The sequence below is a fragment of the Streptomyces coeruleofuscus genome (assembly GCF_039532725.1).
Lineage (GTDB): Bacteria > Actinomycetota > Actinomycetes > Streptomycetales > Streptomycetaceae > Streptomyces > Streptomyces coeruleofuscus.
Genome location: NZ_BAAASE010000001.1, coordinates 60721 through 85522, shown reverse-complemented (window position 1 = coordinate 85522; position 24802 = coordinate 60721). Strand labels below are relative to the sequence as shown.

The window sequence follows — 24802 nt, the reverse complement described above, 5'->3', positions numbered from 1 at the left end:
CATTCAAAAACCGAGGCGCCTGATTGCCCCGCGCACCGCTCGCGCTGTCAGTGCCGTCCTGTTGTATGGGACGCATGGAGCACACGAGCAACGCGGATCTCCGGGCGGCGGCCGACGCGGTCCTCGCCCGTCTCGTCGGGGACGTCTCGGGAACGGCCCGGCTGCGCGAGGACCAGTGGCGGGCGATCGAGGCACTCGTCGCCGACAGACGCCGCGCCCTGGTCGTCCAGCGCACGGGCTGGGGCAAGTCCGCGGTCTACTTCGTGGCGACCTCGCTGCTGCGGGCCCAGGGCAGCGGTCCGACCGTGATCGTGTCCCCGCTGCTCGCGCTCATGCGGAACCAGGTCGAGGCGGCGGCCCGGGCGGGCATCCACGCCCGGACCATCAACTCCTCCAACACCGAGGAATGGGAAGGCGTCCAGGACGAGATCGCCGCTGGTGAGGTCGATGTCCTGCTGGTGAGTCCCGAGCGGCTGAACAACCCGGACTTCCGGGATCAGGTGCTGCCCCGACTCGCGGCCGCCACGGGGCTGCTGGTGGTGGACGAGGCGCACTGCATCTCCGACTGGGGCCACGACTTCCGGCCGGACTACCGCCGGTTGCGCACGATGCTCGCCGACCTTCCACCCGGCGTGCCGGTGCTCGCGACCACCGCCACCGCCAACGCGCGCGTGACGGCCGACGTCGCGGAGCAGCTCGGCACCGGCGGCAGTTCGGACGCCCTCGTGCTGCGGGGCCCGCTGGACCGGGACAGCCTGAGTCTGAGCGTGCTACGGCTGTCCGACGCCGCGCACCGGATGGCCTGGCTCGCCGAGCACCTCGACGAACTGCCGGGTTCGGGGATCATCTACACGCTCACCGTGGCCGCCGCAGAGGAGGTCAGCGCCTTCCTCCGGCAGCGCGGGCACACGGTCGCCTCGTACACGGGCAAGACGGAGAACGCCGACCGTCAGCAGGCCGAGGAGGATCTGCTCGCCAACAAGGTGAAGGCGCTGGTCGCCACCTCCGCGCTCGGCATGGGCTTCGACAAGCCCGATCTGGGTTTCGTGGTGCACCTCGGTTCGCCCTCCTCCCCCATCGCCTACTACCAGCAGGTGGGCCGCGCGGGACGCGGTGTGGAGCACGCCGAGGTGCTCCTGCTCCCCGGGAAGGAGGACGAGGCGATCTGGGCGTACTTCGCGTCGCTCGCCTTCCCCTCGGAAGAGCTGGTGCGCCGCACGCTCGACATCCTCGCGCACGCGGAGAAGCCCCTGTCGCTGCCCGCCCTGGAACCCCTGGTGGAGCTGCGCCGCTCCCGCCTGGAGTCGATGCTCAAGGTCCTCGACGTGGACGGGGCGGTCAAGCGGGTCAAGGGAGGCTGGATCGCCACCGGGCAGCCCTGGTCGTACGACGCCGAGCGGTACGCGTGGGTGGCGCGTCAGCGCAAGGCCGAGCAGCAGGCGATGCGCGAGTACGCCTCTACGACCGAGTGCCGGATGGAGTTCCTGCAGCGCCAGCTGGACGACGAGGCCGCCAAGCCGTGCGGTCGCTGCGACAACTGCGCGGGCCCGCGCTTCACCGCGGACATGTCCGAGGAAGCGCTCGACGCGGCGCGCGTGGACCTGGGGCGGGCGGGTGTCGAGGTGGAGCCCCGCCGGATGTGGCCGACCGGGTTGCCGGCGATCGGAGTGGACCTCAAGGGACGTATCCCGGCCGGTGAACAGGCCGCGCCTGGACGCGCTTTGGGGCGCCTGTCCGACATCGGCTGGGGCAACCGGCTCCGGCCGATGCTCGCGCCCCAGGCACCCGACGGGCCCGTGCCGGACGACGTGGCGAAGGCCGTGGTGGGGGTGCTGGCCGACTGGGCCAAGGGACCCGGCGGCTGGGCCCCGGGGGTGTCGGACCCGCAGCCCCGCCCGGTGGGCGTGGTCACCGTCGCCTCGCGCACCCGGCCCCGGTTGATCCACTCCCTGGGGGCGCGCATCGCGGAGGTCGGCCGGCTGCCGCTGCTGGGCACCGTCGAATACACGGGCGACGTGTACCCGGGGCCCCGGAGCAACAGCGCCCAGCGGCTGAAGGCGCTCGACGGGGCACTGACCGTACCGCCCGCTCTCGCGTCCACCCTCGCCGAGGCCCAGGGCGCGGTGCTCCTCGTGGACGACTACACGGAGACCGGCTGGACCCTCGCGGTCGCGGCCCGCCTGCTCCGGCGCTCCGGTGCGCAGGGGGTGTTGCCGCTGGTGCTGGCCGTGCAGGGCTGACCGTGTGCCGGGAGCCACGGCCGCCGCAACCTGGCCGGGCATCGACCCTCTGACCGGGCACCGCCACCTGGCCGGTCGCGCACACCTCTGGACGCCGTGCACCCCCGTAACGTACGAACGTGTCGTGCTCGAACGCCCCATGGGTGGCCCGGCGACGCGCAGGGTGGGGATATTAGCCGCGCATCATCTGATAACGGTCGGCTGCCCCAATTGCTCGTTGCCGCATTCAAGTTCGACAGGAAGAATTGAGGTCCGCTCCCGCACGGTACGACCGCCGATCCGGTCGGGCTTCGCTGCGGTGCGCGCTCCCAGAATCCGACCCCGCCCGCAGTGTGGGCGCGTAGCCGAAGGGAGGACCGTGACCTTCGGATTCGCTCCGGCCTCGGCAGCGGCGTCGACGTCCGCCGCTTCCGCCAACCGCTTGCTCGAACCCTCGGAATGGGCCGCCGCCGGGATCCCGCTGCTCCGCAACCCCCGTGAAGTCGTCAGTGGACTGCACGCCCGGCACCACCCGCAGTTGGCGACCGCAGTCATCGCCGTGCTCGACCCGGACGAGCGTCTGCGGGCGAGCGCCTCGTTCGTCCGCCGCCCGGCCCCGGCCGACGGCTGGATGTTCCGCAATGTGCTGCTGGCGCAGCTGCGCCTGATCATCCCGCACGATCTGCGGCGCCGCACACCGGTGCGCACCGCGGTGCTGCTCTACTGCCGTGAGGGCGACGCCCGTTGGACGGAGGAGGACGGCGCGTGGATGTGGGGGCTGCGCGACGCCTGCACCCTGCACGGGCTGCGCTGCGGGGCGTACATCACGCTGACCCGTGACGGCTGGCAGGTGCTCGGCGAGGGCCGCGGCGGGCGCCGCCCTCACTCGGCCTCGGCACCGGAGCCGTTCGCCACGTCGGAGGCACCGCCGCCGCTGCCACGCACCGGTGGCGCCGCCTCCGAGGTGCTGCGCCGCGCTGCGGCGGCTCGCTGAGGCCCCGGCAGACCGTTCCGCACGGACTCGGGGCCGTACGCCGTCGCTCGGCACGCCACAGTTGCCTCGACGGACACTCGGAACGAGCACCCCGGACCAGGCTGAGGCCACCCGGGCAAGACCCGTACGCGGCCCCGCCCTTCAGCCCTCCGAGCGCGCCGAAGCAGCCGCCGTGCGGAGCCCCCGGAGCGGCGCCCGAAGTCAGCCACCGGCGCCCGACCGGACGCCACGGCACCGACTCAGACGCTCGTGCCCAGCACCGAGTTGATCCGCTGCGGATCACCGCAGACGATCAGCAGGGCAGTGGCCCGGGAGTGGGCCGAGGACAGGGCGCTCGCGGCCGCGGCCTCGGCACCGCCGTTGACGGCGACCACGACCACCGGACGAGACGCGGCGCGGTCGGCGACGGTGGCGTCCGTGTAGAAGACGTCGTCACCGGCGTCGTGCTGGGCCCAGTAGGAAGTCTCGCCGAAGGACAGCTCGTGGGCAGCCCACGGGTGCTGTTCGCCGGTCGTGATCACCAGGACGTCGCCGGGGGCGCGACCGGACTCCAGGAGCAGGTCCACGGCCTCCTCGGCGGCGTCGAGCGCGCCTTCGGCGGAAGCCGGGATCAACTGGATCTGCGGGGCTGCCGGAGCGGTGGCATCGGCTGCGGGACCCGACGGACCGGGCTTGGCGGCCGCGTCACGCGGCGTGCGCTGCACGGGCGGCGCGGGCCGGAGAGGACCGGGACGACCGGGACGCGACGGAGCCGCGGGACGGGGGCCGGGTACGGGGCGAGGGGTCGGCGCGGTACGGCCGCTGGCCGGAGTGGCGCGGGGACCCTGGGCACTCTCGTGAATCTGAGGCTCCTCGGGAATGAGAGGCATGGGTTGATATTTATCAAACGTTGGTACGGCCCGCTTCGGCGGGTGGCGCATGAGTGCGAACGAAACCGTCAGAAATCGAAGCCGAGCTGACCCTCGATTTCCGGAACGCTTCCGTCCGTACAGCTGCGGACCTTCTTGAGGTGCCGCCACTGGGGCAGCGCATCAAGATACGCCCACGACAACCGGTGGTACGGGGTGGGGCCCCGCTCCGCCAGTGCGGTCTTGTGCACGGGTGAGGGATACCCGGCGTTGTCCGCAAAACCGAAGTCTGCATGGTCGATACCCAGTTCGGCCATCATTTTGTCGCGCTGGACCTTGGCGATCACCGAGGCCGCCGCGACCGCCACGCACGACTGGTCGCCCTTGATCACCGTACGGACCCGCCAGGGTGCGCCGAGGTAGTCGTGCTTCCCGTCGAGGATGACCGCGTCGGGGCGGACCGGCAGGGCGTCCAGGGCACGGCCCGCGGCGAGCCGCAGCGCGGCCGTCATCCCCAGGTCGTCTATCTCCTCCGGGGAAGCGTGCCCCAACGCGTACGACGTCACCCACTTCCGCAGTACCGCGGCGAGTTCGGTGCGTCGCTTGATGGTGAGCAGCTTCGAGTCGGTGAGACCCTCGGGCGGCCGGCGCAGTCCGGTGATCGCCGCGCAGACGGTGACGGGACCGGCCCACGCGCCGCGCCCCACCTCGTCGACACCTGCAACGATCTTCGCTCCGGTCGTGGCTCGAAGGGAGCGCTCGACGGTGTGAGTAGGCGGTTCGTACGGCATGGCGACCCTAGGTTACGCCGCCCGCAACCGCCCGCGACACCCCGGTCGGGCCGAGCGGTGTCACGGCTCTCCCCGGCCCCCGTCAGCCGCTGTTCGACCGCAGCAGCGGAACCATCAACTGGTCGATCATCTCCTCGATTTCCTGGTCTCGCCATTCGCAACCGCACATCTTGGAGCGGTACATCATCATCGCCGGGATGGCGTCGAAGACGTATCCGTTCGCAGCGTCGGAACGCACCTCGCCTCGCGTGATCCCACGCTCGATCACCTCCCGCAGCATCTTGATCGTGGGCTCCACGACCCCGTCGAAGATCACGGCATGGAAGCGCTCGGCCTGCGTTGTATCGCATTCGTGAATCACTGAGCGAAGCGCGAAACCTGGCCGGGAGAACATCGCGTCACGGGCTCGCCGGCACAGCGCCAAGAGGTCCTCACGCACGCTCCCTTCATCCGGTACCGCGTCGAACTGAGGCAGTCCGGCACGCAGGGCGTCGGCGACGAGGTCTTCCTTGGACGGCCAGCGCCGGTAGACGGCGGCCTTTCCGGTCTGGGCGCCGGCGGCGACCCCTTCCATCGTCAGGCCGTTCCAGCCGACGGTGCTGAGTTGGTCCAGCGCGGCGTCGAGGATCGCGCGTTCGAGTACGGCGCCGCGGCGGCGGGCGGCCGTCTGAGCGGGGGCGTCCGCCCAGCTCGGGGTAACCATCGGACTCTCTCCAAGGAGCAGAGGAAGCGGGGATTTCGGGGACGGGGGACGTGCCGAGCGGCGACAAAGGGGGACGTGCCGCACGACAACGCCGTGAGTGAACGCTTGCGTTCACTGTCGGGGACTCACTACCGTTGACGCGGCAGTGAACGCGAGCGTTCACTAACGCACTCGTGGGGGACCCATAGTGACAACCTCTCCATTGCTCAAGAACCAGAAGCCAGGTGCGGCACGCCGGGAGGGGCGCCCCGGCATCGCCCTCACCGTCATCGCGGCCTGCCAGCTCATGGTGGTACTCGACGCGACGATTGTGAACATCGCGCTCCCGCACATTCAAGACGCACTCAAGTTCAGCACCACCGACCTCACCTGGGTCGTCAGCTCCTACACACTCACTTTCGGCGGTCTGCTGCTCCTCGGCGGCCGCGCCGGCGACCTCCTCGGGCGCCGCCGGGTGTTCATGACCGGCATCCTGCTCTTCACCTTCGCCTCGCTGCTCGGCGGGCTCGCCCAGGAGCCGTGGCAGTTGCTGGCCGCGCGGGTCCTCCAGGGCGTGGGAGGCGCGATCGCGTCGCCCACCTCGCTGGCGCTCATCACCACCACGTTCCCCGAGGGGCCGGAGCGCAATCGGGCCTTCGGTGTCTTCGCCGCGGTGTCCGCGGGCGGTGGTGCCATCGGCCTGCTCGCGGGCGGCATGCTCACCGAGTGGCTCGACTGGCGCTGGGTGCTCTTCGTGAACGTGCCGATCGGCGTGCTGATCGCCGTGCTCACTCCGCTCTACATCGGCGAGTCCGAACGGCACACCGGCCGCTTCGACATAGCGGGCGCGGTGACCTCGACCGCGGGCATGGCATCCCTCGTCTACGGCTTCATCCGGGCGGCGGACGAGGGCTGGCGGGACAGCCTCACCATCGGATCCTTCGCCGCCGCGGTGGTCCTGCTGCTGGCCTTCGGGATCATCGAGTCCCGGGCCAAGGAGCCGATCACCCCGCTGAGGATGTTCACCGACCGGAACCGCTCGGGCACGTACGTGATCATGCTGAGCCTCGCGGCGGCGATGTTCGGCATGTTCTTCTACATCGTGCTGTTCGTGCAGAACGTGCTCGGCTACAGCCCGATCGAGGCGGGGCTCGCCTTCCTGCCCGTGACGGTCGTGATCGCGCTCGGCGCCGGCTTGTCGCAGCGGTTCCTGCCGGTGCTGGGCCCGAAGCCGTTTATGCTCCTGGGCTCGGCGCTCGCGGCGATCGGACTGGCCTGGCAGGCGCTCATCAGCTCCGACAGCTCGTACGTCGGCGGGATCCTCGGGCCGATGCTGGTGTTCGGCTTCGGCATGGGGCTGAACTTCGTGACGCTCACGCTCACCGCCGTCTCCGGTGTCGCCCAGCACGAAGCCGGCGCCGCGTCCGGGCTGCTCAACACCACGCAGCAGGTGGGCGGATCGCTGGGTCTGTCCATCCTGACGACCGTCTTCGGCACGGCGACCAGGGACGAGGCGGAGAAGCAGCTTCCGCAGTTCATGGCCGAGGGCTCCGCGGAGCAGAAGGCGGAGTTCGCCGCGACGCAGCAGCTGCCCGCGCCGTGGGGGCACGAGGTGCTGGCCGAGGGCATCTCCGCTGCTTTCATCCCGGCCGCGGCCATGGCCGTCCTCGCCCTGGCCACCGCCTGGTTGGTGATCCGGGTCCGCAAGAGCGACCTGGAGGCGCTCTCCGGCTCTGCCGGGCCGGGGCTGGGCTGACGCAAAGGCATCGCGAGACGGCTCAGGCGGCTCGCCGGTGGGCTTGAAGCAGGCCTGCCGGCGGCTGTCGGGCCGAATCGCGACCGGCCCCGGATGGGCGGACCGGGTCCGGGGGAAGGACGGTGAGGGCAGCGGGCCTGCCTTACGCGCATGTCCCACGCGGCGCGCGAAGGCGTCCCACCAGTGGATCAGAACAGTGAGCAGGGCCCTCATGGCCACCCCCTTTCGCGCTCGATGCATGTACCTCCGTCGTGTGCGGCCTCATGGCTCGCACAGCGGATGTCACGACAACGAGCAGCCGGTCACGGAGAGTTCCCAACGCGCACGGAGAGTTCTTGGCCCCGGGTCGATGCCGGAGAGTTCTGATCGCGAAGACAGACGGAGACTTCTGATCGCTCAACCCGACGCGGGAGAGCTCCGACCGCCAGGCCGACGCAGGAAAGCTCCGACCGCCAAGCCGACGCCGGAGAGCTCCGCCCGTCACACCGGCAGGGGAGAGTTCCGACCGTTAGACCGCATATACGGGGGCGGGAGATCCGACCCTCAGACCGACCCGGGCACCCAGTCCGGCAGAGGCTCCGTCCGCTCCACCCACTCGGCGGGCGGCGCCCCCGCCTTCCCGGAAGCGATCACACCTCCCACGATGGCACAGGTGGTGTCGACGTCCCCACCGACCTGGGCGGTCGTCCAGAACGCCTGCTGGTAATCACCGAGGCTTCGCGCGGCCGACCAGAGGGCGAACGGCACGGTGTCGTGGGCGGTCGTCCGCCGTCCGCAGCCCAGGACCGCCGCGACCGTGGCAGGGTCGCCGTAGTCGAGCATGTCCCGGGCCCGGCGCAGTCCCGCACCGACCGCGCTCTTCTTCGGCACCAGGTCGATGACCCCGTCCATGAGGGCCTCGGCGCCGGGCGGCCCTCCCGGGGCGGCGGCGAACGCGGCGGCCGCGGAGACGGCCATGGCACCGACGACGGCCTCGCGATGCTGGTGGGTCGTGTAGGCCGAGATCTCCGCCTGGTGGGTCGCCTGCTCCGGGTCGTCCGCGTACCAGGCGCCCAGCGGGGCGATCCGCATCGCGGCGCCGTTTCCCCAGGACCCCTGTCCGTTGAAGAGCCCCGCGGCGAGTTCACGCCAGTCGCCGCCCTCCCGGACGAGCCGCAGCATGCGGTTGACCGCGGGACCGTAGCCCCGGTCGAAATCGTGGTGCTCGGCGAAGGACCGCGCCAGGGCGTCCTGGTCGATGCGGCGGTGGGCGACCAGGACGGCGACCACAGAGGCGGCCATCTCCGTGTCGTCGGTCCACTGCCACGGCCCGGACGGCACCTCGCGGCGCTTCAGCAGCGGGTAGTTCACCGGCACGAAGTACTGGGAGCCCAGGGCGTCCCCGACGGACAGTCCGCGCAGGCTGGCCAGGGCGCGGTCCAGGCGCCCGTCGGGTGAGGAATCAGCGGTCATCGCCCTGCCACTCTATCCGGTGATCCCGTAGGGCTCGGGATCTCGCCAGCGGTCGAACGGCCGGTCAAGCGTGTACTTGCCGTCGTCTCCGAGAACGAGCATCCGCACCTCGCCGTTCCCCGGGTTCGACAGCGACTCGAACTCGGCGACCGTCCAGTGGAACCACCGCATGCAGAACAGCCGCATGGCCAGACCGTGGGTGACGATCAGGACGTTCGGCGGGTGGTCAGGGTCCTCGAAGCTGCGGAACAGGCTCTCCAGGAAGCCGCCGACCCGGTCGTAGACGTCGGCGCCGGACTCGCCCTGGACGAAACGGTAGAAGAAGTGGCCGTACGCGTCACGGTAGGTCTTCTGGAGGCGGACCTCGTCCCGGTCCTGCCAGTTGCCCCAGTCCTGCTCGCGCAGCCGGGGTTCCTCGCGAACCCGTATGAGCCCGGGGTCGAGACGGAAGGCGCGCAGCGTCTCGTGGGTGCGGCGGTACGGGGAGACGTACACGCTGACGCGCTCGCCGCCGAACAGCCCGCGCAGCTGCTCCCCCGTCGCCTCCGCCTGCCGCCGGCCCCGTTCGGTCAGCGCCAGGGCGTGGTCGGGTTCACGCTCGTACACGGAGTCATCAACATTGCCCGTTGACTCGCCGTGCCGGACAAGGACGATGCGCCGTGGTCGTGCCATGCCAAAACCCTAGATCGGGTGAGGGCTCGTCGAGCACTCGTACCGCGCCCATACAACGTAGGTCACACACATACTGCACCACAGATCACACATGTCGCACGTATGTCCGACCGGGATCCATCGATTCAGGCCCGTCAACCACCCGAATGTCAGACCGTCCAGCTCGGCTCCATATCCACGACGTCCCCCGTGAGCGCCGCTACGTCCGCCTCCGTCTGGGCCCGCAGGGCGAGCCGTTCCACGCGCTCGGCGCGGTACTTGCCGTGCTCTGCGGCCGACCGCCACATCGACAGCACCATGAACTCGTTCCCGGGCGCCTCGCCGAACAGTCCGCGCACCATGCCGGGCGAGCCGGCCATCGCCGGGTTCCAGACCTTCTCCTGCATCAGCACGAAGTGCTCGACCCGCTCCTCGTGGACACGGCAGAGCGCGACCCGCAACAGGTCGGCGTCCGTGAAGCGCGGTTCGAACCCGGTCTTCACGTCGAAGCGGTAGTCGAAGAGTCTGACCTGGGCGTCCTTGAACGTGCCCGACTGGGTCGACGCGAGCCGGTCGTGGGATCGCGCCATGAAGGAGTCGTAGAAGGCGCGGCTCTCCCAGAACGCGAAGATGTGCACCACGTCCGGCCGCCCCCGGCTCCAGCCACCCCCTTGTCCCCGAAACCCCGGCTCCCCCAGAAGCCCCGCCCACTTCCGCTGCCCCCGCTCAAAACCACGGCGGTCCACCACGGTGCAGCGAATCCACTTGACCAGCACCGCGCCATGGTAAGGCCAGGGAGCGTGGCGCCGGTCACTCTCGGCTGGACCGCTCTCCGGCGCGCGCACCCGCACGCGTGGCAGGATGGACAAACAGTCGTGACGGCCCGGCAGTTGAGGTGGACGGGCAAGTCGGTACGGGGAAGGGGACGCCGGTGGACGGGCTCAACAAGGGGCTTCGCAAGGTCGAGATCGCGGTGCGGTGGGATCCCAGTCCGGCGGGACAGCCGTCCACCGACCTGGACCTCGTCGCGGCGACCTATCTGGCGGATGATCCGCACGGCGATCCCGCCTACGTGGTGCACTTCGACAGCCGCTCCCCCGACGGCACCATCTATCTCAACCGGGACAGCAAGGACGGCCAGGGTTTCGGCTACGACGAGGTCATGACGCTGGAACTCGACCGGCTCGACGGCCGGTACGCGCGCGTGGTGGTCGGCATCGTCATCCAGCAGCGCCCGGCGGAGCGCACTTTCGTCAGTGTGGTGAACCCCGGGCTGCGCATCCGCGAGGGGTACACGGTCCTGGCCGAGGACGACTTCGGGGGCGTGCTGGGGGCCACTGCGGCGACGGTCGCGGAGTTCGTCCGGGACGGTTCCGGTCCCTGGGACTTCCGGCCCGGCGTCCGTGGTTTTGAGGGTGACCCCGCGGACTTCGCCAGGACGATGGGTGCCGCGCACCAGCCGTGAGCTTCTCCCAGGGAGCCTGCAGGGCTGGGATGGGCTCGGCCTGTTCGGGGCGGCTGGGACTGCGAGGCACGGCTGGCCGACGGCCGCCGGGTCGAACGCCGTCCCGGCCACCCGGACTGGGGTGAACCTCTGTGCACTGGACAAGCGCGCCGGTGTGTACTGGACAAGCGCGCCGGCTTCCGTAACCCCTGACGACAAGAGGGGCACCGGCCCGAAGGCGGTGCCCCTCTGTCATCTACTCAAGGCGCTGAGCGTCAGCTGCAACCGCTGGTCGAACCGCAGCCTTCGCAGATGTAGCAGGAACCGGCGCGCTGCATCTTCGTACCGCAGGAGAAGCACAGCGGGGCGTCGGCCTGGATGCCCATCTGCATCTCCACCAGTTCGGCGCTGGTGTGCGCCTGCTGCGGTGCGGGCTGGGCCACCACTTCGTTCTTCGGCGCGGAGACGGCCTTCAGCTCCTGGGCCCGCGGCGCCGACTGGGCCAGGCCCTCGACGTCGACCTCGTCCTCGTTCGGCTCGTACGAACCGGTCTCCAGGTGACGCTGACGCTCCTCGGCCGAGTGGATGCCGAGCGCGGAGCGCGTCTCGAACGGCAGGAAGTCCAGCGCCAGGCGGCGGAAGATGTAATCGACGATCGACTGCGCCATCCGCACGTCCGGGTCGTCCGTCATGCCGGCCGGCTCGAAGCGCATGTTGGTGAACTTCGAGACGTACGTCTCCAGCGGGACGCCGTACTGGAGGCCGACGGAGACCGCGATGGAGAAGGCGTCCATCATGCCCGCGAGGGTCGAGCCCTGCTTGGACATCTTCAGGAAGACCTCGCCGAGACCGTCGTCCGGGTAGGAGTTGGCGGTCATGTAGCCCTCGGCACCGCCGACGGTGAAGGACGTGGTGATGCCGGGACGTCCCTTCGGAAGGCGCTTGCGGACCGGGCGGTACTCGACGACCTTCTCGACCTTGGCCTCGACGGCGGCGGGCTCCTCGGTCTTCTCCTCCCACTTCTTGGTGGAGAGCGGCTGGCCGACCTTGCAGTTGTCGCGGTAGATCGCGAGCGCCTTGACGCCCAGCTTCCAGGCCTCGAAGTAGATCTCCTCGACCTCCTCGACGGTCGCCGTCTCCGGCATGTTGACCGTCTTGGAGATGGCACCGGAGATCCACGGCTGGATCGCGGCCATCATGCGGACGTGGCCCATCGGGGAGATGGCCCGCTCACCCATGGCGCAGTCGAACACCTCGTAGTGCTCGGGCTTGAGACCGGGCGCGTCGATCACGTTGCCGTGGTCGGCGATGTGGGCGACGATCGCCTCGATCTGCTCTTCCAGGTAGCCGAGGCGGCGCAGGGCCTGCGGGACCGTGCCGTTGACGATCTGCATCGAGCCGCCGCCGACCAGCTTCTTGAACTTGACCAGCGCGAGGTCGGGCTCGACACCGGTGGTGTCGCAGGACATCGCGAGGCCGATGGTGCCGGTCGGGGCGAGCACGGACGCCTGGGAGTTACGGAAACCGTTCTTCTCGCCGAGGCGCAGTACGTCCTGCCACGACTCGCTGGCGGCGGCCCACACCGGGGTGTCCAGGTCGTCCATGCGGACGGCCTTGTCGTTGGCGTCGGAGTGCTGCTTCATGACGCGCTTGTGGGCGTCGGCGTTGCGGGCGTACCCGTCGTACGGGCCGACGACCGCGGCGAGCTCGGCGGAGCGGCGGTACGCCGTGCCGGTCATCAGGGAGGTGATGGCACCGGCGAGGGAGCGGCCGCCGTCGGAGTCGTAGGCGTGGCCGGTGGCCATCAGCAGGGCGCCGAGGTTGGCGTAGCCGATGCCGAGCTGGCGGAACGCACGCGTGTTCTCGCCGATCTTCTGGGTCGGGAAGTCCGCGAAGCAGATCGAGATGTCCATCGCGGTGATGACCAGCTCGACGACCTTCTGGAAGCGCTCGGCCTCGAAGGACTGGTTGCCCTTGCCGTCGTCCTTCAGGAACTTCATCAGGTTCAGCGAGGCCAGGTTGCAGGACGTGTTGTCCAGGTGCATGTACTCGCTGCACGGGTTCGACGCGGTGATCCGGCCGGACTCGGGGCAGGTGTGCCAGTTGTTGATGGTGTCGTCGTACTGGATGCCGGGGTCGGCACAGGCCCAGGCGGCCTCGGCGATCTTGCGGAAGAGCGACTTGGCGTCGACCTCCTCGATGACCTCACCGGACATCCGGCCCCGCAGGCCGAACTGGCCGCCCTGCTCGACGGCCGTCATGAACTCGTCGTTCACGCGGACCGAGTTGTTGGCGTTCTGGTACTGGACGGACGCGATGTCGTCGCCGCCCAGGTCCATGTCGAAGCCCGCGTCGCGCAGGACGCGGATCTTCTCCTCTTCCTTGACCTTGGTCTCGATGAAGTCCTCGATGTCCGGGTGGTCCACGTCGAGGACGACCATCTTGGCGGCGCGGCGGGTGGCGCCACCGGACTTGATCGTTCCTGCGGAGGCGTCGGCACCGCGCATGAAGGAGACCGGTCCGGAGGCGTTGCCGCCGGAGGACAGCAGTTCCTTGGAGGAGCGGATCCGGGAGAGGTTCAGGCCGGCGCCGGAGCCGCCCTTGAAGATCATGCCCTCTTCCTTGTACCAGTCGAGGATCGACTCCATGGAGTCGTCGACGGACAGGATGAAGCAGGCGGAGACCTGCTGGGGCTGCTTGGTGCCGACGTTGAACCAGACAGGGCTGTTGAAGCTGAAGATCTGGTGCAGGAGGGCGTACGCCAGCTCGTGCTCGAAGATCTCGGCGTCGGCGGGCGAGGCGAAGTACTTGTGGTCCTCTCCGGCCTTCCGGTACGTCTTCACGATGCGGTCGATCAGCTGCTTGAGGCTGGTCTCGCGCTGCGGGGTGCCGACGGCACCGCGGAAGTACTTGCTGGTGACGATGTTGACCGCGTTCACCGACCAGAAGTCGGGGAACTCGACGCCGCGCTGCTCGAAGTTGACCGAGCCGTCGCGCCAGTTGGTCATGACGACGTCACGGCGCTCCCAGGCCACCTCGTCGTACGGGTGGACCCCAGGGGTGGTGTGGATGCGCTCGATACGCAGGCCCTTGCTCGCCTTGGTGCTCTTGGCGCGGGAACTCCGTGCCGGACCACTCGCCGTCTCTGTCATGCCGCCTCCCTGTACGGGCGAAAACGCCCTGAAGTGCCCCGTTGTTCCCGTGGCACGGTGTTCTGTCTGGTGTTGCGGGCACCCACTCACCTCGCCCGCAACAGGTCTTCACATCGCCGCCGCCCGGCCGGGCCCGGAGCTGCCGTCCGGGTCCGGCCCGCCGGTCAGTCGGCGGCGCCTGCGGGCTCGGGGACGTGTGTCGTCCCTCCGGGCCCGCGGTCGTCTTCCTGGCTCCCCGCCCCCGCGCCCTCGCCGTCTCCGTCGTCCGTGCCGGGGGGTCCCGTCTCTTCCCTGAGCTCCGCGATGGCCGCCTCGAAGTCCTCGAGCGAGTCGAACGCCCGGTAGACGGAGGCGAATCGCAGATAGGCGACGAGATCGAGCTCCTGCAACGGGCCGAGTATGGCCAGCCCCACGTCGTGAGTGGTCAGCTCGGCGCTTCCGGTGGCCCGCACCGCCTCCTCGACCCGCTGGCCGAGCTGGGCGAGCGCGTCCTCGGTGACGGGCCGTCCCTGACACGCCTTGCGCACACCATTGATGATCTTGGTACGGCTGAAGGGTTCGGTGACTCCGGACCGCTTGACCACCATGAGCGAGCACGTCTCCACGGTCGTGAAACGACGGGAGCAGTCAGGGCACTGGCGGCGCCTGCGGATCGATGTGCCGTCGTCGGTCGTACGACTGTCGACGACACGGCTGTCGGGGTGCCTGCAGAAGGGGCAGTGCATGAACTCCAACCCTCCTCACAGCAGACTCAATAGCCTCGCTGGGTCTCTTGCGCCCCACGAAGCAGCCCCCAGCATAGGCGATGACCATGGGCACTGAGACCCGGGGGACCACAACTTGTGGGCTGCTGCTGCAATCCAACCACTAGATGTGGGGATTGGCTCATACATCCACGCCATACGCGCGTGTCGCCCAAGTAGACGCAGGTGACGCGCGACCGACCGCGACGCGCCCGACCTCGCACGCCTGCGGCCGCACCTCCGGACACGGTCCGCCACATCCGCCGGCCGCATCCGTACGCGCACAGCCGTATCGCTGTGGCACATGCGGAGATACCGTGGGCGCCGCGAGGAGGGGACGTGGGACTCCCGCACAGATGAGGGCTGGTCCCGGGGCAGGGGAATGCCGGATGGCAGACTGGGGCAACAGTCCCCGAGACGATCACCCCGGCGGTGAAGAGTACAGCAATGGGCGCTTTTGCCCGCCAGGTGGAGCGGTAGCCAATACACCCGGACACATGATCGCGTCAGCCGATTCGCGATTTTTCACTCGAACGTGTGTTTGGCGCAACCTTTCGAAAGCAACTACCGTTGTCCAGCAGGGAGACCATCGAGAGGGGCCGACGTGACCACCACCGCAGACAGTGCCGCCATCACAGCCCAGGAGCGCTCCCAGGGCCGACTGGAGCCGGTGCACGCGATGAACGAAGCCACGAACCCGGAGGGGCACAAGCGCTCTCTGCCGGGACGACCTCCCGGCATCCGGGCGGACAGTTCCGGACTCACCGACCGCCAGCGTCGCGTGATCGAGGTCATCAGGGATTCGGTGCAGCGGCGCGGCTACCCGCCGTCGATGCGCGAGATCGGCCAGGCCGTCGGCCTGTCCAGCACCTCTTCCGTCGCACACCAGCTGATGGCACTGGAGCGCAAGGGCTTCCTGCGCCGTGACCCGCACCGCCCGCGCGCCTACGAGGTGCGCGGTTCCGATCAGGCCGCCTCCGTGCAGCCCACGGACACCGCGGGCAAGCCGGCCGCGTCGTACGTCCCGCTGGTCGGCCGAATCGCCGCCGGTGGCCCGATTCTCGCCGAGGAGTCCGTCGAGGACGTCTTCCCTCTTCCCCGCCAGCTCGTCGGCGACGGTGAGCTGTTCGTCCTGAAGGTCGTCGGTGACTCGATGATCGAGGCCGCCATCTGCGACGGCGACTGGGTCACGGTCCGCCGCCAACCGGTCGCCGAGAACGGCGACATCGTGGCCGCGATGCTCGACGGAGAAGCCACCGTCAAGCGGTTCAAGCGCGAGGACGGCCACGTCTGGCTCCTGCCGCACAACGCGGCCTACGAGCCGATCCCCGGCGACGACGCGACCATCCTCGGCAAGGTGGTGGCCGTACTGCGCCGCGTCTGACACCGCGCACCGCGTCGGGTGGGCCCAGCGGGCCCTCCCTCTGACCGGGCCCCGGGACCCCTGCGCCGGTTCCGGGGCCCTGCGCTGTCCGGGCCCGGTGCAAGGGGGTAGGGATCGGCCCGCGGCTTAGCCGCCGCAGACCGCAGACCGCAGACCGCCCCGAGGCTCAGTCGCCTTCCGTCTGCTTCGCCAGCGCGTCGATCGCCGCCAGCGACTTCCGCACCTGATTACGGTCCGTCGTGTACCAGAAGTCGGGCAGTGACGCCTTCAGATAGCCGCCGTACCGCGCGTTTGCCAGACGCTGGTCCAGCACGGCGACCACACCCCGGTCGCCCGAAGCCCGGACGAGGCGGCCGGCGCCCTGGGCCATGAGGAGCGCGGCGTGCGTGGCGGCGACCGCCATGAAGCCGTTGCCGCCCGCGTCCTCCACCGCCTTCTGGCGGGCGCTCATCAGCGGGTCGTCGGGGCGTGGGAACGGGATCTTGTCCATGACGACCAGCTGGCAGCTGGGGCCGGGGACGTCCACGCCCTGCCACAGCGACAGGGTGCCGAACAGGCAGGTCTTCGGGTCGGCCGCGAAGTTCTTGATGAGTTCCCCGAGGGTCTCCTCCCCCTGGAGGAGGATCGGGAACTCCGGGATCCGGGAACGCAGTTCCTCGGCGGCCAGCTGGGCGCCCCGCATGGAGGAGAACAGGCCCAGGGTGCGGCCCCCCGCCGCCTGGATGAGTTCCGTGAGCTCGTCGAGCATGTCGCCGCGGTCGCCGTCCCGCGCGGGGCGCGCCAGGTGCCTCGCGACGTACAGGATGCCCTGCTTGCGGTAGTCGAAGGGCGAGCCGACGTCGATGCCCTTCCACTTCGGGAGGTCATCGCCCTCGGTCCCCTCGGGAGCAAGCCCGAGGGACGCGCCGACCCCGTTGAAGTCCCCGCCCAGCTTCAGCGTCGCGGACGTCAGGACCACGGAGCGGTCCGCGAAGAGCTTCTCCCGCAGCAGCCCCGAGACGGACATGGGGGCGACGCGCAGGGAGGCGCCGAAGCGGTCGTGGCGCTCGTACCAGACCACGTCCCACTCGGAGCCGTTCGTGATCCGTTCCGCCACGTCGTGCACGTTCTCCACGGCCGCCAGGGCCTGCTTGCGGACCGCGTCCTCGTCCTGGACGGACTTGTCGCGGGTCGTGCCGATGGCGGAGATGACCGTGCGGCACGCGTCGCGCAGTGCCATGAGGGCATACCCGAGGTCCTCCGGAATCTCCTCCAGGCGGCCGGGCAGCGCGAGCTCCATCAGCCGCTCGAAACCCTCGGCGGCGGTCTGGAGCTGGTCCGCGGCCTTCTCGTTGACGAGTTTCGCAGCCCGGCGCACCGCGCGGTTGACCTGGCCGGGGGTGAGCTCGCCGGTGGCGACTCCGGTGACGCGCGAGACCAGCTCATGGGCCTCGTCGACGATCAGCACCTCGTGCTGCGGCAGGACCGGGGCGCCCTCGATGGCGTCGATCGCGAGCAGTGCGTGGTTGGTGACGACGACGTCGGAGAGCTTGGCGCGCTCGCGGGCCATCTCGGCGAAGCACTCCGCGCCGTAGGCGCACTTCGAGGCGCCCAGGCACTCCCTCGACGACACCGACACCTGGGCCCAGGCCCGGTCCGAGATGCCGGGCGTGAGGTCGTCACGATCGCCGTTCTCGGTCTCGTCGGCCCAGTCGCGCACCCGCAGCAGGTCCTGGCCCAGCTTGCTGGTGGGCGCGGCCGCCTCGAACTGGTCGAAGAGGCCCTCCTCCTCGTCCTGCGGGACACCCTCGTGCAGGCGGTGCAGGCACAGGTAGTTCGACCGGCCCTTGAGCATCGCGAACTCCGGGCGGCGGCGCAGCAGGGGGTGCAGCGACTCGACCGTTCTCGGCAGGTCGCGCTCAACCAACTGGCGCTGGAGTGCCAGGGTGGCGGTCGCGACGACCACACGCTCCCCGTGCGCGAGCGCGGGCACGAGATAGCCCAGCGACTTGCCGGTGCCGGTGCCGGCCTGGACCAGCAGGTGGGAGCCGTCGTCGATCGCTTCCGCGACGGCTTCGGCCATGGCCACCTGACCGGGGCGCTCCGTACCGCCGACGGCAGTGACGGCAGCATGCAGGAGTTCGGGGAGTGAGGGCTTCGTCATAGCGCGACCACCCTACGACCCAGCACTGACAAACGGGTGATCAAGGCGGGGACGGGGGACGGGATCAAGACCTTGGACTCCTCGGTGAGGGCGGCTCGGATAGGCGGAGGGGTAGTGCTGGGCCCGGGGGTCGTGACGGGTTGGGAACGGGCGGGGCGGCTCGGGCTGTAGGCGGGCCGGCAGGGCGGGCGGCGCCAGCTGTACGCGGTGCGGGCTGGAGCCGGCCCCGGCCTTCCGTTGTCACGACGTGGTGCACCGGCGAGCGGCTCAGGAAATTCTGCGGCACGAGTGGGAACTGCGGCGGCACGCGCCGCGTTCAATGAGTGACGGTGCGATGACACAGCGCTACAGCAGATGCCGAAGGGTCCGGTCTCGGACCATAAGAGCGGCTCGCTTGTCGGGCAGGTCGACCTCGGCGGAGAACCGGAAGCCGGCGGTCAGGAAGGCGGCGATGGAGGGGGTGTTGCGAATGTCGGGTTCCGCGATGACGCGTGCGCAGGAGGGCCGCCGCACGAGTACGAGATCGGCTGCGGCACGAAGCAGCAGACCGCCGAGACCACGTCCTCGGTCGGCGACAGCGCCGACCAGCAGATGAAGCCCCGTGTCGTGAGGACGGGCCGGGTAGCGGCGGGCCAGCGGATCAAGGTCCGCCCGGTAGATCTCCCAGTAGCTCATCGGCGTTCCGTCCAGCACCCCGATGCACGGCACGCTGCGTCCGTCGCCGGCCAGCTGGGTCAGCACATGGTCCTCGGTCACCTTCTGGGGGCCGGACAGCCCCCAGAACGCCGCAGCGGCGGGGTCGTTCATCCAGCGGCCGATGAGCGGAAGGTCACGTTCGACGCGCACGGGGACGAGCTGGAAGACGCCCACGCGAGTGTCGGTCGGGCCCCAGTCGGCGACACGGTCGAGGAGATCGTCCTCGGCCGGGACAAGGGAGGGAACCGAACGGACGGAGGCCTCACGGGTCGTGGCGATGGAGGCGGAGGGCTGTGCCGTGTCCTGGTCCGGCCGCCGTGCTCCGTGGTTGTAGGACGACTCGTCCGCGGCGAGGGCGAAAAGTTCGTCCGGCAGCCGTAGATCCATGGTGTCCTCGCCGAGACCGCCGGCACCGGCATCCGCACCCAGGTCCGCGTCGACTCCCGCGCTGGAGCCCGCGTGGGAACCGGCACGGACGCGGGCGTTGGAGCCGGCACCGGCGTTGACGTCGGCCGTGGCGGGGACAGCGGTACCGGTGTGGGCGGTCGGGTCGGCGGGGGCCACCAAACGCTCCTCTCAGGAAGGGGGGTGAGGCGTGTCCTCAGGGATGAAGGAGGTCGGTTGTGGTCAGGGCGATCAGCAGTGCAGGGGGTTGGCGATGGTGACGTAGACGGACTGGGTGTCGACCGGGCCGACGAGTTCGTCGAGACCGTGGAGCCGGGTCAGCAGGTTGGCCTTGCAGCGCAGTACGGGTGAGTCCAGGAGCCGGGCCGGCAGCGAGGAGCGCAGCCTGGCCGGTCCGGAGGCGACGTTTCCGAGGAAGCGGCGGAAAGCGGCGAGCAGCAGCCGCTCGTCGGCCAGTCGCTGGGAGCCGAACGCGCCGATGAGGCCGAGGACGTTGTTGACCGCCAGGTAGTAGGCGAGCCGTTCGTCGGAGATCTCGTCACAGACGAACGTGTCGCTCCGCTCTCCGATACCGGGCAGCCGGGCGTCGAGGTCCGCGCGCCGGGATTCGCGGAAGTAGTAGCCCTGGTTGTCGCGGTAACGGCCGCCCCTTGGCCACCCGTCGGCGTCCAGCAGAAGCAGAGTGTTCTGCTGGTGAGCCTCCAGGGCGATGCCGGCCTCGCCGTCCAGCCACAGGACGGGACGCACGACGTGCTCGAGGTAGCGCAGAAGCCACTCGGCGGCGACGGCTCCGCAGGACCGGCCGGTCCGGCGGGCGAGACGCGTGACGATCTCGGCGAGCCGGGACCGAAGGACCGGGCCATGGGTCTCCGGGCTGCCTGGAGCGGTTCCCGGTCGGGCAGGTGGGCAGGGACGCGGCGAGACGAGTCCGGCGACGCAGGAGACATCGTCCGAGGGGCTGAACGGGTTGTGGCGGATCACCACGTCCAATCCGGGCAACGGGACGCCGTCGGAAGCTCCGTTTCCGTCCCATCCGTCGACAGCGATCCAGGCCGGGTCGCGAACGATGTCGAAGCTCGGATGGACGGCCCGCCACTGCTGCGCGAGTCCGCTGCGGAGCAGGCGGTGGACCTCGACACCGCGGTGGAGCTCCTTACGGAGGTTCTCGCGACGGGAGTTGGTGATGCGCAGGCCCAGCGACAGCTTGAGCATCGCGGGGGCACCGGTTCGGTAGACGGTCCGTACGGAGGAGGTGGGTTGCCAGGGAGTGCCGTGGGTGCCGAGGTCGCGGAGCAGTCCGCTGTCGAGCAGGGCAAGGGTCTCCGGGCGGTGCCGGATCTCGCGTGCTTGCCAGGGGTGCAGGGGCAGTAGGGCGTAACCGTCCGGCGACGGCAGGCCGGTCCCGGCCAGGCGCGCGGTGAGTCGGGCCGCGGCGACAGGGCGGCCGCGTTCTGTCCAGGCGGAGTCGGTGGCGAGAACAGAGGGGGCGACAGCCATCCAGTGCAGAGAAAAGGATCCCCGCAACTCGGGCGAGTACAGCCGCGCTTCGGCCTCTGAAAGGCCCTCGCGGCTCTTCGGAGACGGGTGCAGGGGGTGCCCGAGGACGAGGGACTGCTCCGCGGCCAGGAAGAGGTCGGGGCCGTCGACCGGGTGTTCACGGCGGTCGCTGAGGAAGGAGGCGACGCGGCGGAGAGAGTCGGCAACGCCCGCGACGAGTTCGACGCCGGCGCCGTTACCGCCGCGGTCGCCGTGCCCGCGGCCGTTCCCGCCTGCGGGTGTTTCCCTGGAGAGCAGAGCGGCGACCGTGACGGCGTCGGCCGGTGGGGCGTGGTCGGGAGCGTCGGCCAGGCGCGGGAGACCGAAGCGGTGCCAGCCCGTCGGGGACCAGTAGCGGACGGGGGCGAGCAGAGCCGTGCCGCTGGCGGGAAGGGGGATGCGGAGGATGCCGTCGGCGGGAGCGGACTGGTTGGTCTCGCGCACCCAGCAGCGGAGCAGCGTCTCCACTGTTGCTGCCTGGGCGACGGTGTGCGGGTCGGGATGCTCCAAGAGGTCGGCGGTGGCTCCCCCGGCCCTCAACGCGCCACCCGGCGACTCACCGTCCGTCACCTCGCCGCCCTGCACCTCGGCGAGCTGCGCCGCCCCAGGCCTCTGACACGGCACCGCCGGGAGCACCGGGTTCAGCGACGCCCCCGAGTCGCAGACGTCAGCAGTGCCTCGTCCCGGTGTCGTGGTGTGGTGGTCGGGCTCGGAGATGGCGTTCAAGACAGGTACCTCGTCGGGTGGTTCCGGGACGTGCGTTCGGGGTCAGCGAGCGGGGGGTTCTACATGGGCTCGCCATGTGAAAACTCGCGGTGTGGAGGCTCACGGCATGAGCTCTCACGGCGTCAAGGCTCACGGTGTGAACGGCGCCGCTGCCGCATCCCCATCACACCGAGCCGCCGCCCGGACGGCGTCGGCCAGGCGGTCCTGCACGGCGGCCGCCTGTTCGTCGGTGATCGTCAAGGGCGGCAGCAGCCGGACGACGCCGGCGTGACGGCCGCCGAGTCCGACGATGAGGCCGCGCCGCAGGCACTCCCGCTGGACGGCGGCCGCCAGTTCTGGGGCGGCGGGGAGGGGCGTCCCCGGCGCCTCAACCACCTGCCTCGCTCTCCCGGTCTCTCCCTCCGGATCCACGAACTCCACCCCGATCATCAACCCCCGTCCCCGCACATCACCCACGCACGGGAACTCCGCGACGAGCCCCTGGAGTTGACTCAGCATGCGCGCCCCGAGCGTCGCCGCGCGCTCGGCGAGGTGGTTTTCCCGGACGTGGGTGAGGGTCGCCGTGCCGGCGGCCATGGCGAGTTGGTTGCCGCGGAAGGTGCCGGCGGGGGCGCCGGGTTCCGGGGCGTCGAGGTCCTCGTGGTAGACCACGACGGCCAGCGGCAGGCTTCCTCCGATGGCCTTCGAGAGGACCATCACGTCGGGAGTCACTCCGCTGTGCTCCACGGCCCAGAAGGCGCCGGTCCACCCGACGCCCGTCTGGATCTCGTCGGCGATCAAGGGGACGGACCGGTCGGCCGTGAGCTGCCGCATGCGCCGCAGCCAGGTGTCCGGCGCGGGGATCACCCCGCCCTCGCCTTGTACGGGCTCGACGATCATCCCGGCGGGGAGCGGAGCGCCCGGCCCGGAGTCGTCGAGGACGGACTCGGTCCAGCGGGCGGCGAGGTCGGCCCCGCGCTCGCCCGCGACGCCGAAGGGGCAGCGGTAGTCCTGCGGGTAGGGCAGGCGGGCGAGCGGTACGTCGTGGGCACCGGCGGACGCGTCGAGTGCCCCGGCCGTCCGTCCGTGGGCGGCGCCGGTGAAAGCGATGAGGCCGGTCCGGCCGGTCGCCGCACGCACCAGCTCGCAGGCGGTCTCCACGGCGTCGCCGCCGGCCGGTCCGCAGAACCGTACGCGGGCCCGGTCGGCGAGCCCTGGGGGAAGGGTGCGGAACAGCTCGGTGATGAAGGCGTCCTTGACGGGTGTGGCCAGGTCGAGGGCGTTCAGGGGCGCGCCGGAGTCGAGGACCCCGCGAATGGCCTCCAGGACGACCGGGTGGTTGTGCCCGAGGGCGAGCGTGCCGGCGCCGGAGAGGCAGTCCAGGTAGCGGCGGCCGTCCGCGCCCTCGATGGTCAGTCCCCGGGCCCGAACCGGCACGATCGGCAGGGCGCGGGCGTAGGTGCGGGCGGCGGACTCGCGCGCGGACTGTCGGCGCAGAATCCCCTCGTGCGCGGCGCGCGCTCCCGGTGCCGTGTCGTCGACGGCACTTGGGAGGGCCCTCACCGGCATACGCCCCACAGCGGCCTCCTCGGACGCACATCCCCCTTGGGTGGATTCCGCCACGACTTCCCTGACCTCCCACTGGGCACGGGCACAGAGGACCGCACACAGACAGCAGGCCCCCAACCGCTACCAACCCCGATCCGCTCACCGGGTTACGGGTTGCCTCAAGATCCTTTCCGTGACGGAACTGTTGCGGTTCCGTCGGGCCGCCCCCACAGCCACCGCATAGTGTGTGGTGCCGTTCCCGGACGCCGTGACGTCGGCCCGAACTCCCCATGAACTGGCGGAAAGCAGGGCTGAAGCACCGGTTCGTCCATGTTCGTTCCATCTCAGGGGGAGTCACATCATGCGATCCATACGGCCGTCGTCCATCGCAAGCCGAGGGGGGAGGGTGCGCCGCAGGAACTCCCCCGTGCTGGCCGCCGTGGCCCTCACCTCGGCGCTCGCTTTGACCGCCACCGCCTGCGAGACGGGCGACGCCGCGGCGGGCGGCGAGGCCTCCGCGTCGGCCGGCGCCTCCGATGACGGCAAGCTGAAGATCCCCGACGACATCAGGGACCGGCTCCGCGAGCACGGGATCGACATCGACAAGTGGAAGAACGGCGCCTGGAAGAACTGGGACCGGGACGACTGGCTGCGCGAGGCCAACGAGTACATCAACCCGATCATCGAGGGGCTCTGGGACCCGGATCGCATGCGGGAGGCCGAGGAGCCCGATCAGGGCGTGGACGACAGCGACCTCGCCGGTGACCAGGGCGTGACCGATCCCACGCCCGAGCCGGTCCGGGCGCAGGCCGTGCCGCCGTCGTACCACGCCAACGCGCCCACGGCCGGGAAGGTGTTCTTCGACTCCCCCAAGGGCTCGGCCGTCTGCTCGGCGACGGTCGTCGAAGACCCGGCCCATCCGGGCAAGTCCAACCTCGTGTGGACGGCGGGCCACTGCGTGCACGCGGGCAAGAAGGGCGGCTGGTACCGCAACATCGCGTTCGTGCCGTCGTACAACGACGACGGCAAGCCGGTCGCGGAGCTGGAGAACGCCACCAGGGAGGACGTCGCTCCCTACGGCGTCTGGTGGGGCGACTGGGCGCAGACCTCGGACCAGTGGATCGAGCAGGGCGGCTCGACCGGCGGGGACGGCGCACCCTACGACTTCGCGGTCATCCATGTGACGCCGGAGAAGGGCAGCGGCGGCAAGTCGCTGGAGGAGACGGTCGGTTCGGCGCTGCCGGTGGACTTCGGGGCTCCCGCCGTACCGAAGGTGAAGAGCGTCACGGCGATCGGCTACCCGGCCGCGCCCCCGTACGACGGGCAGAAGCTGTACCGGTGCCAGGACCGGCCGGGCCGGCTGTCGGTCACCGCTTCGGACCCGACGATGTACCGCATCGGCTGCACGATGACCGGCGGTTCGTCCGGCGGCGGCTGGGTCGCGCCGGGTTCGGACGGCAAGCCGGCGCTGGTGTCCAACACCTCGATCGGCCCGGTGACGTCGGGCTGGCTGGCCGGTCCGCGCCTGGGCGAGGCGGCGAAGGGCGTGTACGACTCGGTCAGCGAGAAGTTTGCGGGCCGGTGACGGCCCGCTGACCACCTTCGGCGGTGGGGCGGTGCCCCGTGTCCGCGCCTGTGCCCGTGCGCGCCTGG

Annotated in this window: 18 protein-coding genes; 6 read left to right on the top strand and 12 right to left on the bottom strand. The window is 70.3% G+C overall.

What is annotated here, in order from left to right; genetic code table 11:
- Nucleotides 1–74 precede the first annotated feature (74 nt).
- Together ABFX81_RS00350 and ABFX81_RS00345 are read left to right on the top strand one after the other, a co-directional pair.
- The gene (locus tag ABFX81_RS00350) at nt 75–2240 is read left to right on the top strand and encodes a RecQ family ATP-dependent DNA helicase (protein WP_086849083.1); all 2166 of its coding nucleotides are present in this window, start codon (nt 75–77) and stop codon (nt 2238–2240) included.
- Nucleotides 2241–2598: 358 nt separating this feature from the next.
- Nucleotides 2599–3213 (top strand): hypothetical protein, encoded by a 615-nt coding sequence (locus ABFX81_RS00345; RefSeq protein ID WP_086849086.1) that lies wholly within the window; start codon nt 2599–2601, stop codon nt 3211–3213.
- 239 nt (nt 3214–3452) lie between these two features.
- Here ABFX81_RS00345 and ABFX81_RS00340 read toward each other — a convergent pair whose 3' ends face one another.
- The 3 genes from ABFX81_RS00340 to ABFX81_RS00330 form a co-directional block, all read right to left on the bottom strand.
- Nucleotides 3453–4082, bottom strand: a complete 630-nt coding sequence (locus ABFX81_RS00340) for a hypothetical protein (protein WP_086849087.1) — start codon at nt 4080–4082, stop codon at nt 3453–3455.
- A gap of 68 nt (nt 4083–4150) precedes the next feature.
- Complete coding sequence (locus tag ABFX81_RS00335; protein WP_086849089.1) at nt 4151–4852, bottom strand: ribonuclease HII; 702 nt, start codon at nt 4850–4852, stop codon at nt 4151–4153.
- A gap of 82 nt (nt 4853–4934) precedes the next feature.
- A complete protein-coding gene (locus tag ABFX81_RS00330; protein WP_086849091.1) occupies nt 4935–5555 on the bottom strand; it encodes a TetR/AcrR family transcriptional regulator C-terminal ligand-binding domain-containing protein in 621 nt (206 codons plus the stop codon).
- Between the two features lie 187 nt (nt 5556–5742).
- Here ABFX81_RS00330 and ABFX81_RS00325 point away from each other — a divergent pair, with 187 nt between their 5' ends.
- The gene (locus ABFX81_RS00325) at nt 5743–7290 is read left to right on the top strand and encodes a DHA2 family efflux MFS transporter permease subunit (RefSeq protein WP_086849093.1); all 1548 of its coding nucleotides are present in this window, start codon (nt 5743–5745) and stop codon (nt 7288–7290) included.
- A 543-nt stretch (nt 7291–7833) separates the two neighbouring features.
- Here the strand turns inward: ABFX81_RS00325 and ABFX81_RS00320 are convergent.
- From ABFX81_RS00320 to ABFX81_RS00310, 3 genes are all read right to left on the bottom strand, one after another.
- Nucleotides 7834–8742: an ADP-ribosylglycohydrolase family protein gene (locus ABFX81_RS00320; RefSeq protein WP_086849095.1), complete on the bottom strand. Its 909-nt coding sequence runs from the start codon at nt 8740–8742 to the stop codon at nt 7834–7836.
- A 12-nt stretch (nt 8743–8754) separates the two neighbouring features.
- The gene (locus ABFX81_RS00315) at nt 8755–9414 is read right to left on the bottom strand and encodes a histidine phosphatase family protein (protein ID WP_086849097.1); all 660 of its coding nucleotides are present in this window, start codon (nt 9412–9414) and stop codon (nt 8755–8757) included.
- Between the two features lie 149 nt (nt 9415–9563).
- Entirely contained in the window at nt 9564–10169 is a 606-nt protein-coding gene (locus ABFX81_RS00310) for a YdbC family protein (RefSeq protein ID WP_346137459.1), read from the bottom strand.
- Nucleotides 10170–10324: 155 nt separating this feature from the next.
- Between ABFX81_RS00310 and ABFX81_RS00305 the strand changes: the two genes are divergently transcribed.
- Entirely contained in the window at nt 10325–10858 is a 534-nt protein-coding gene (locus tag ABFX81_RS00305; RefSeq protein WP_086855482.1) for a TerD family protein, read from the top strand.
- A gap of 254 nt (nt 10859–11112) precedes the next feature.
- Here the strand turns inward: ABFX81_RS00305 and ABFX81_RS00300 are convergent, their stop codons facing one another.
- On the bottom strand, nt 11113–13989 hold the full coding sequence (locus ABFX81_RS00300; RefSeq protein ID WP_086855063.1) for a vitamin B12-dependent ribonucleotide reductase: 2877 nt from the start codon (nt 13987–13989) through the stop codon (nt 11113–11115).
- A gap of 164 nt (nt 13990–14153) precedes the next feature.
- A complete protein-coding gene (nrdR, locus tag ABFX81_RS00295; RefSeq protein ID WP_086855064.1) occupies nt 14154–14714 on the bottom strand; it encodes a transcriptional regulator NrdR in 561 nt (186 codons plus the stop codon).
- Between the two features lie 622 nt (nt 14715–15336).
- Here nrdR and lexA point away from each other — a divergent pair.
- Entirely contained in the window at nt 15337–16116 is a 780-nt protein-coding gene (gene lexA, locus ABFX81_RS00290; protein WP_010034857.1) for a transcriptional repressor LexA, read from the top strand.
- A 166-nt stretch (nt 16117–16282) separates the two neighbouring features.
- Here lexA and ABFX81_RS00285 read toward each other — a convergent pair whose 3' ends face one another.
- The 4 genes from ABFX81_RS00285 to ABFX81_RS00270 form a co-directional block, all read right to left on the bottom strand.
- Entirely contained in the window at nt 16283–18259 is a 1977-nt protein-coding gene (locus ABFX81_RS00285) for an ATP-dependent DNA helicase (RefSeq protein ID WP_346137457.1), read from the bottom strand.
- Between the two features lie 345 nt (nt 18260–18604).
- Nucleotides 18605–19519 (bottom strand): GNAT family N-acetyltransferase, encoded by a 915-nt coding sequence (locus tag ABFX81_RS00280; RefSeq protein WP_086854994.1) that lies wholly within the window; start codon nt 19517–19519, stop codon nt 18605–18607.
- Nucleotides 19520–19591: 72 nt separating this feature from the next.
- Nucleotides 19592–21466 carry an IucA/IucC family protein gene (locus ABFX81_RS00275; RefSeq protein WP_346137754.1) on the bottom strand — a complete coding sequence of 625 codons (1875 nt, stop codon included), beginning with the start codon at nt 21464–21466 and terminating at the stop codon, nt 19592–19594.
- Between the two features lie 285 nt (nt 21467–21751).
- Nucleotides 21752–23170 carry a diaminobutyrate--2-oxoglutarate transaminase family protein gene (locus ABFX81_RS00270; RefSeq protein WP_086854995.1) on the bottom strand — a complete coding sequence of 473 codons (1419 nt, stop codon included), beginning with the start codon at nt 23168–23170 and terminating at the stop codon, nt 21752–21754.
- A gap of 340 nt (nt 23171–23510) precedes the next feature.
- Here ABFX81_RS00270 and ABFX81_RS00265 point away from each other — a divergent pair, with 340 nt between their 5' ends.
- A complete protein-coding gene (locus ABFX81_RS00265) occupies nt 23511–24734 on the top strand; it encodes a trypsin-like serine peptidase (RefSeq protein WP_346137456.1) in 1224 nt (407 codons plus the stop codon).
- Nucleotides 24735–24802: the final 68 nt, after the last annotated feature.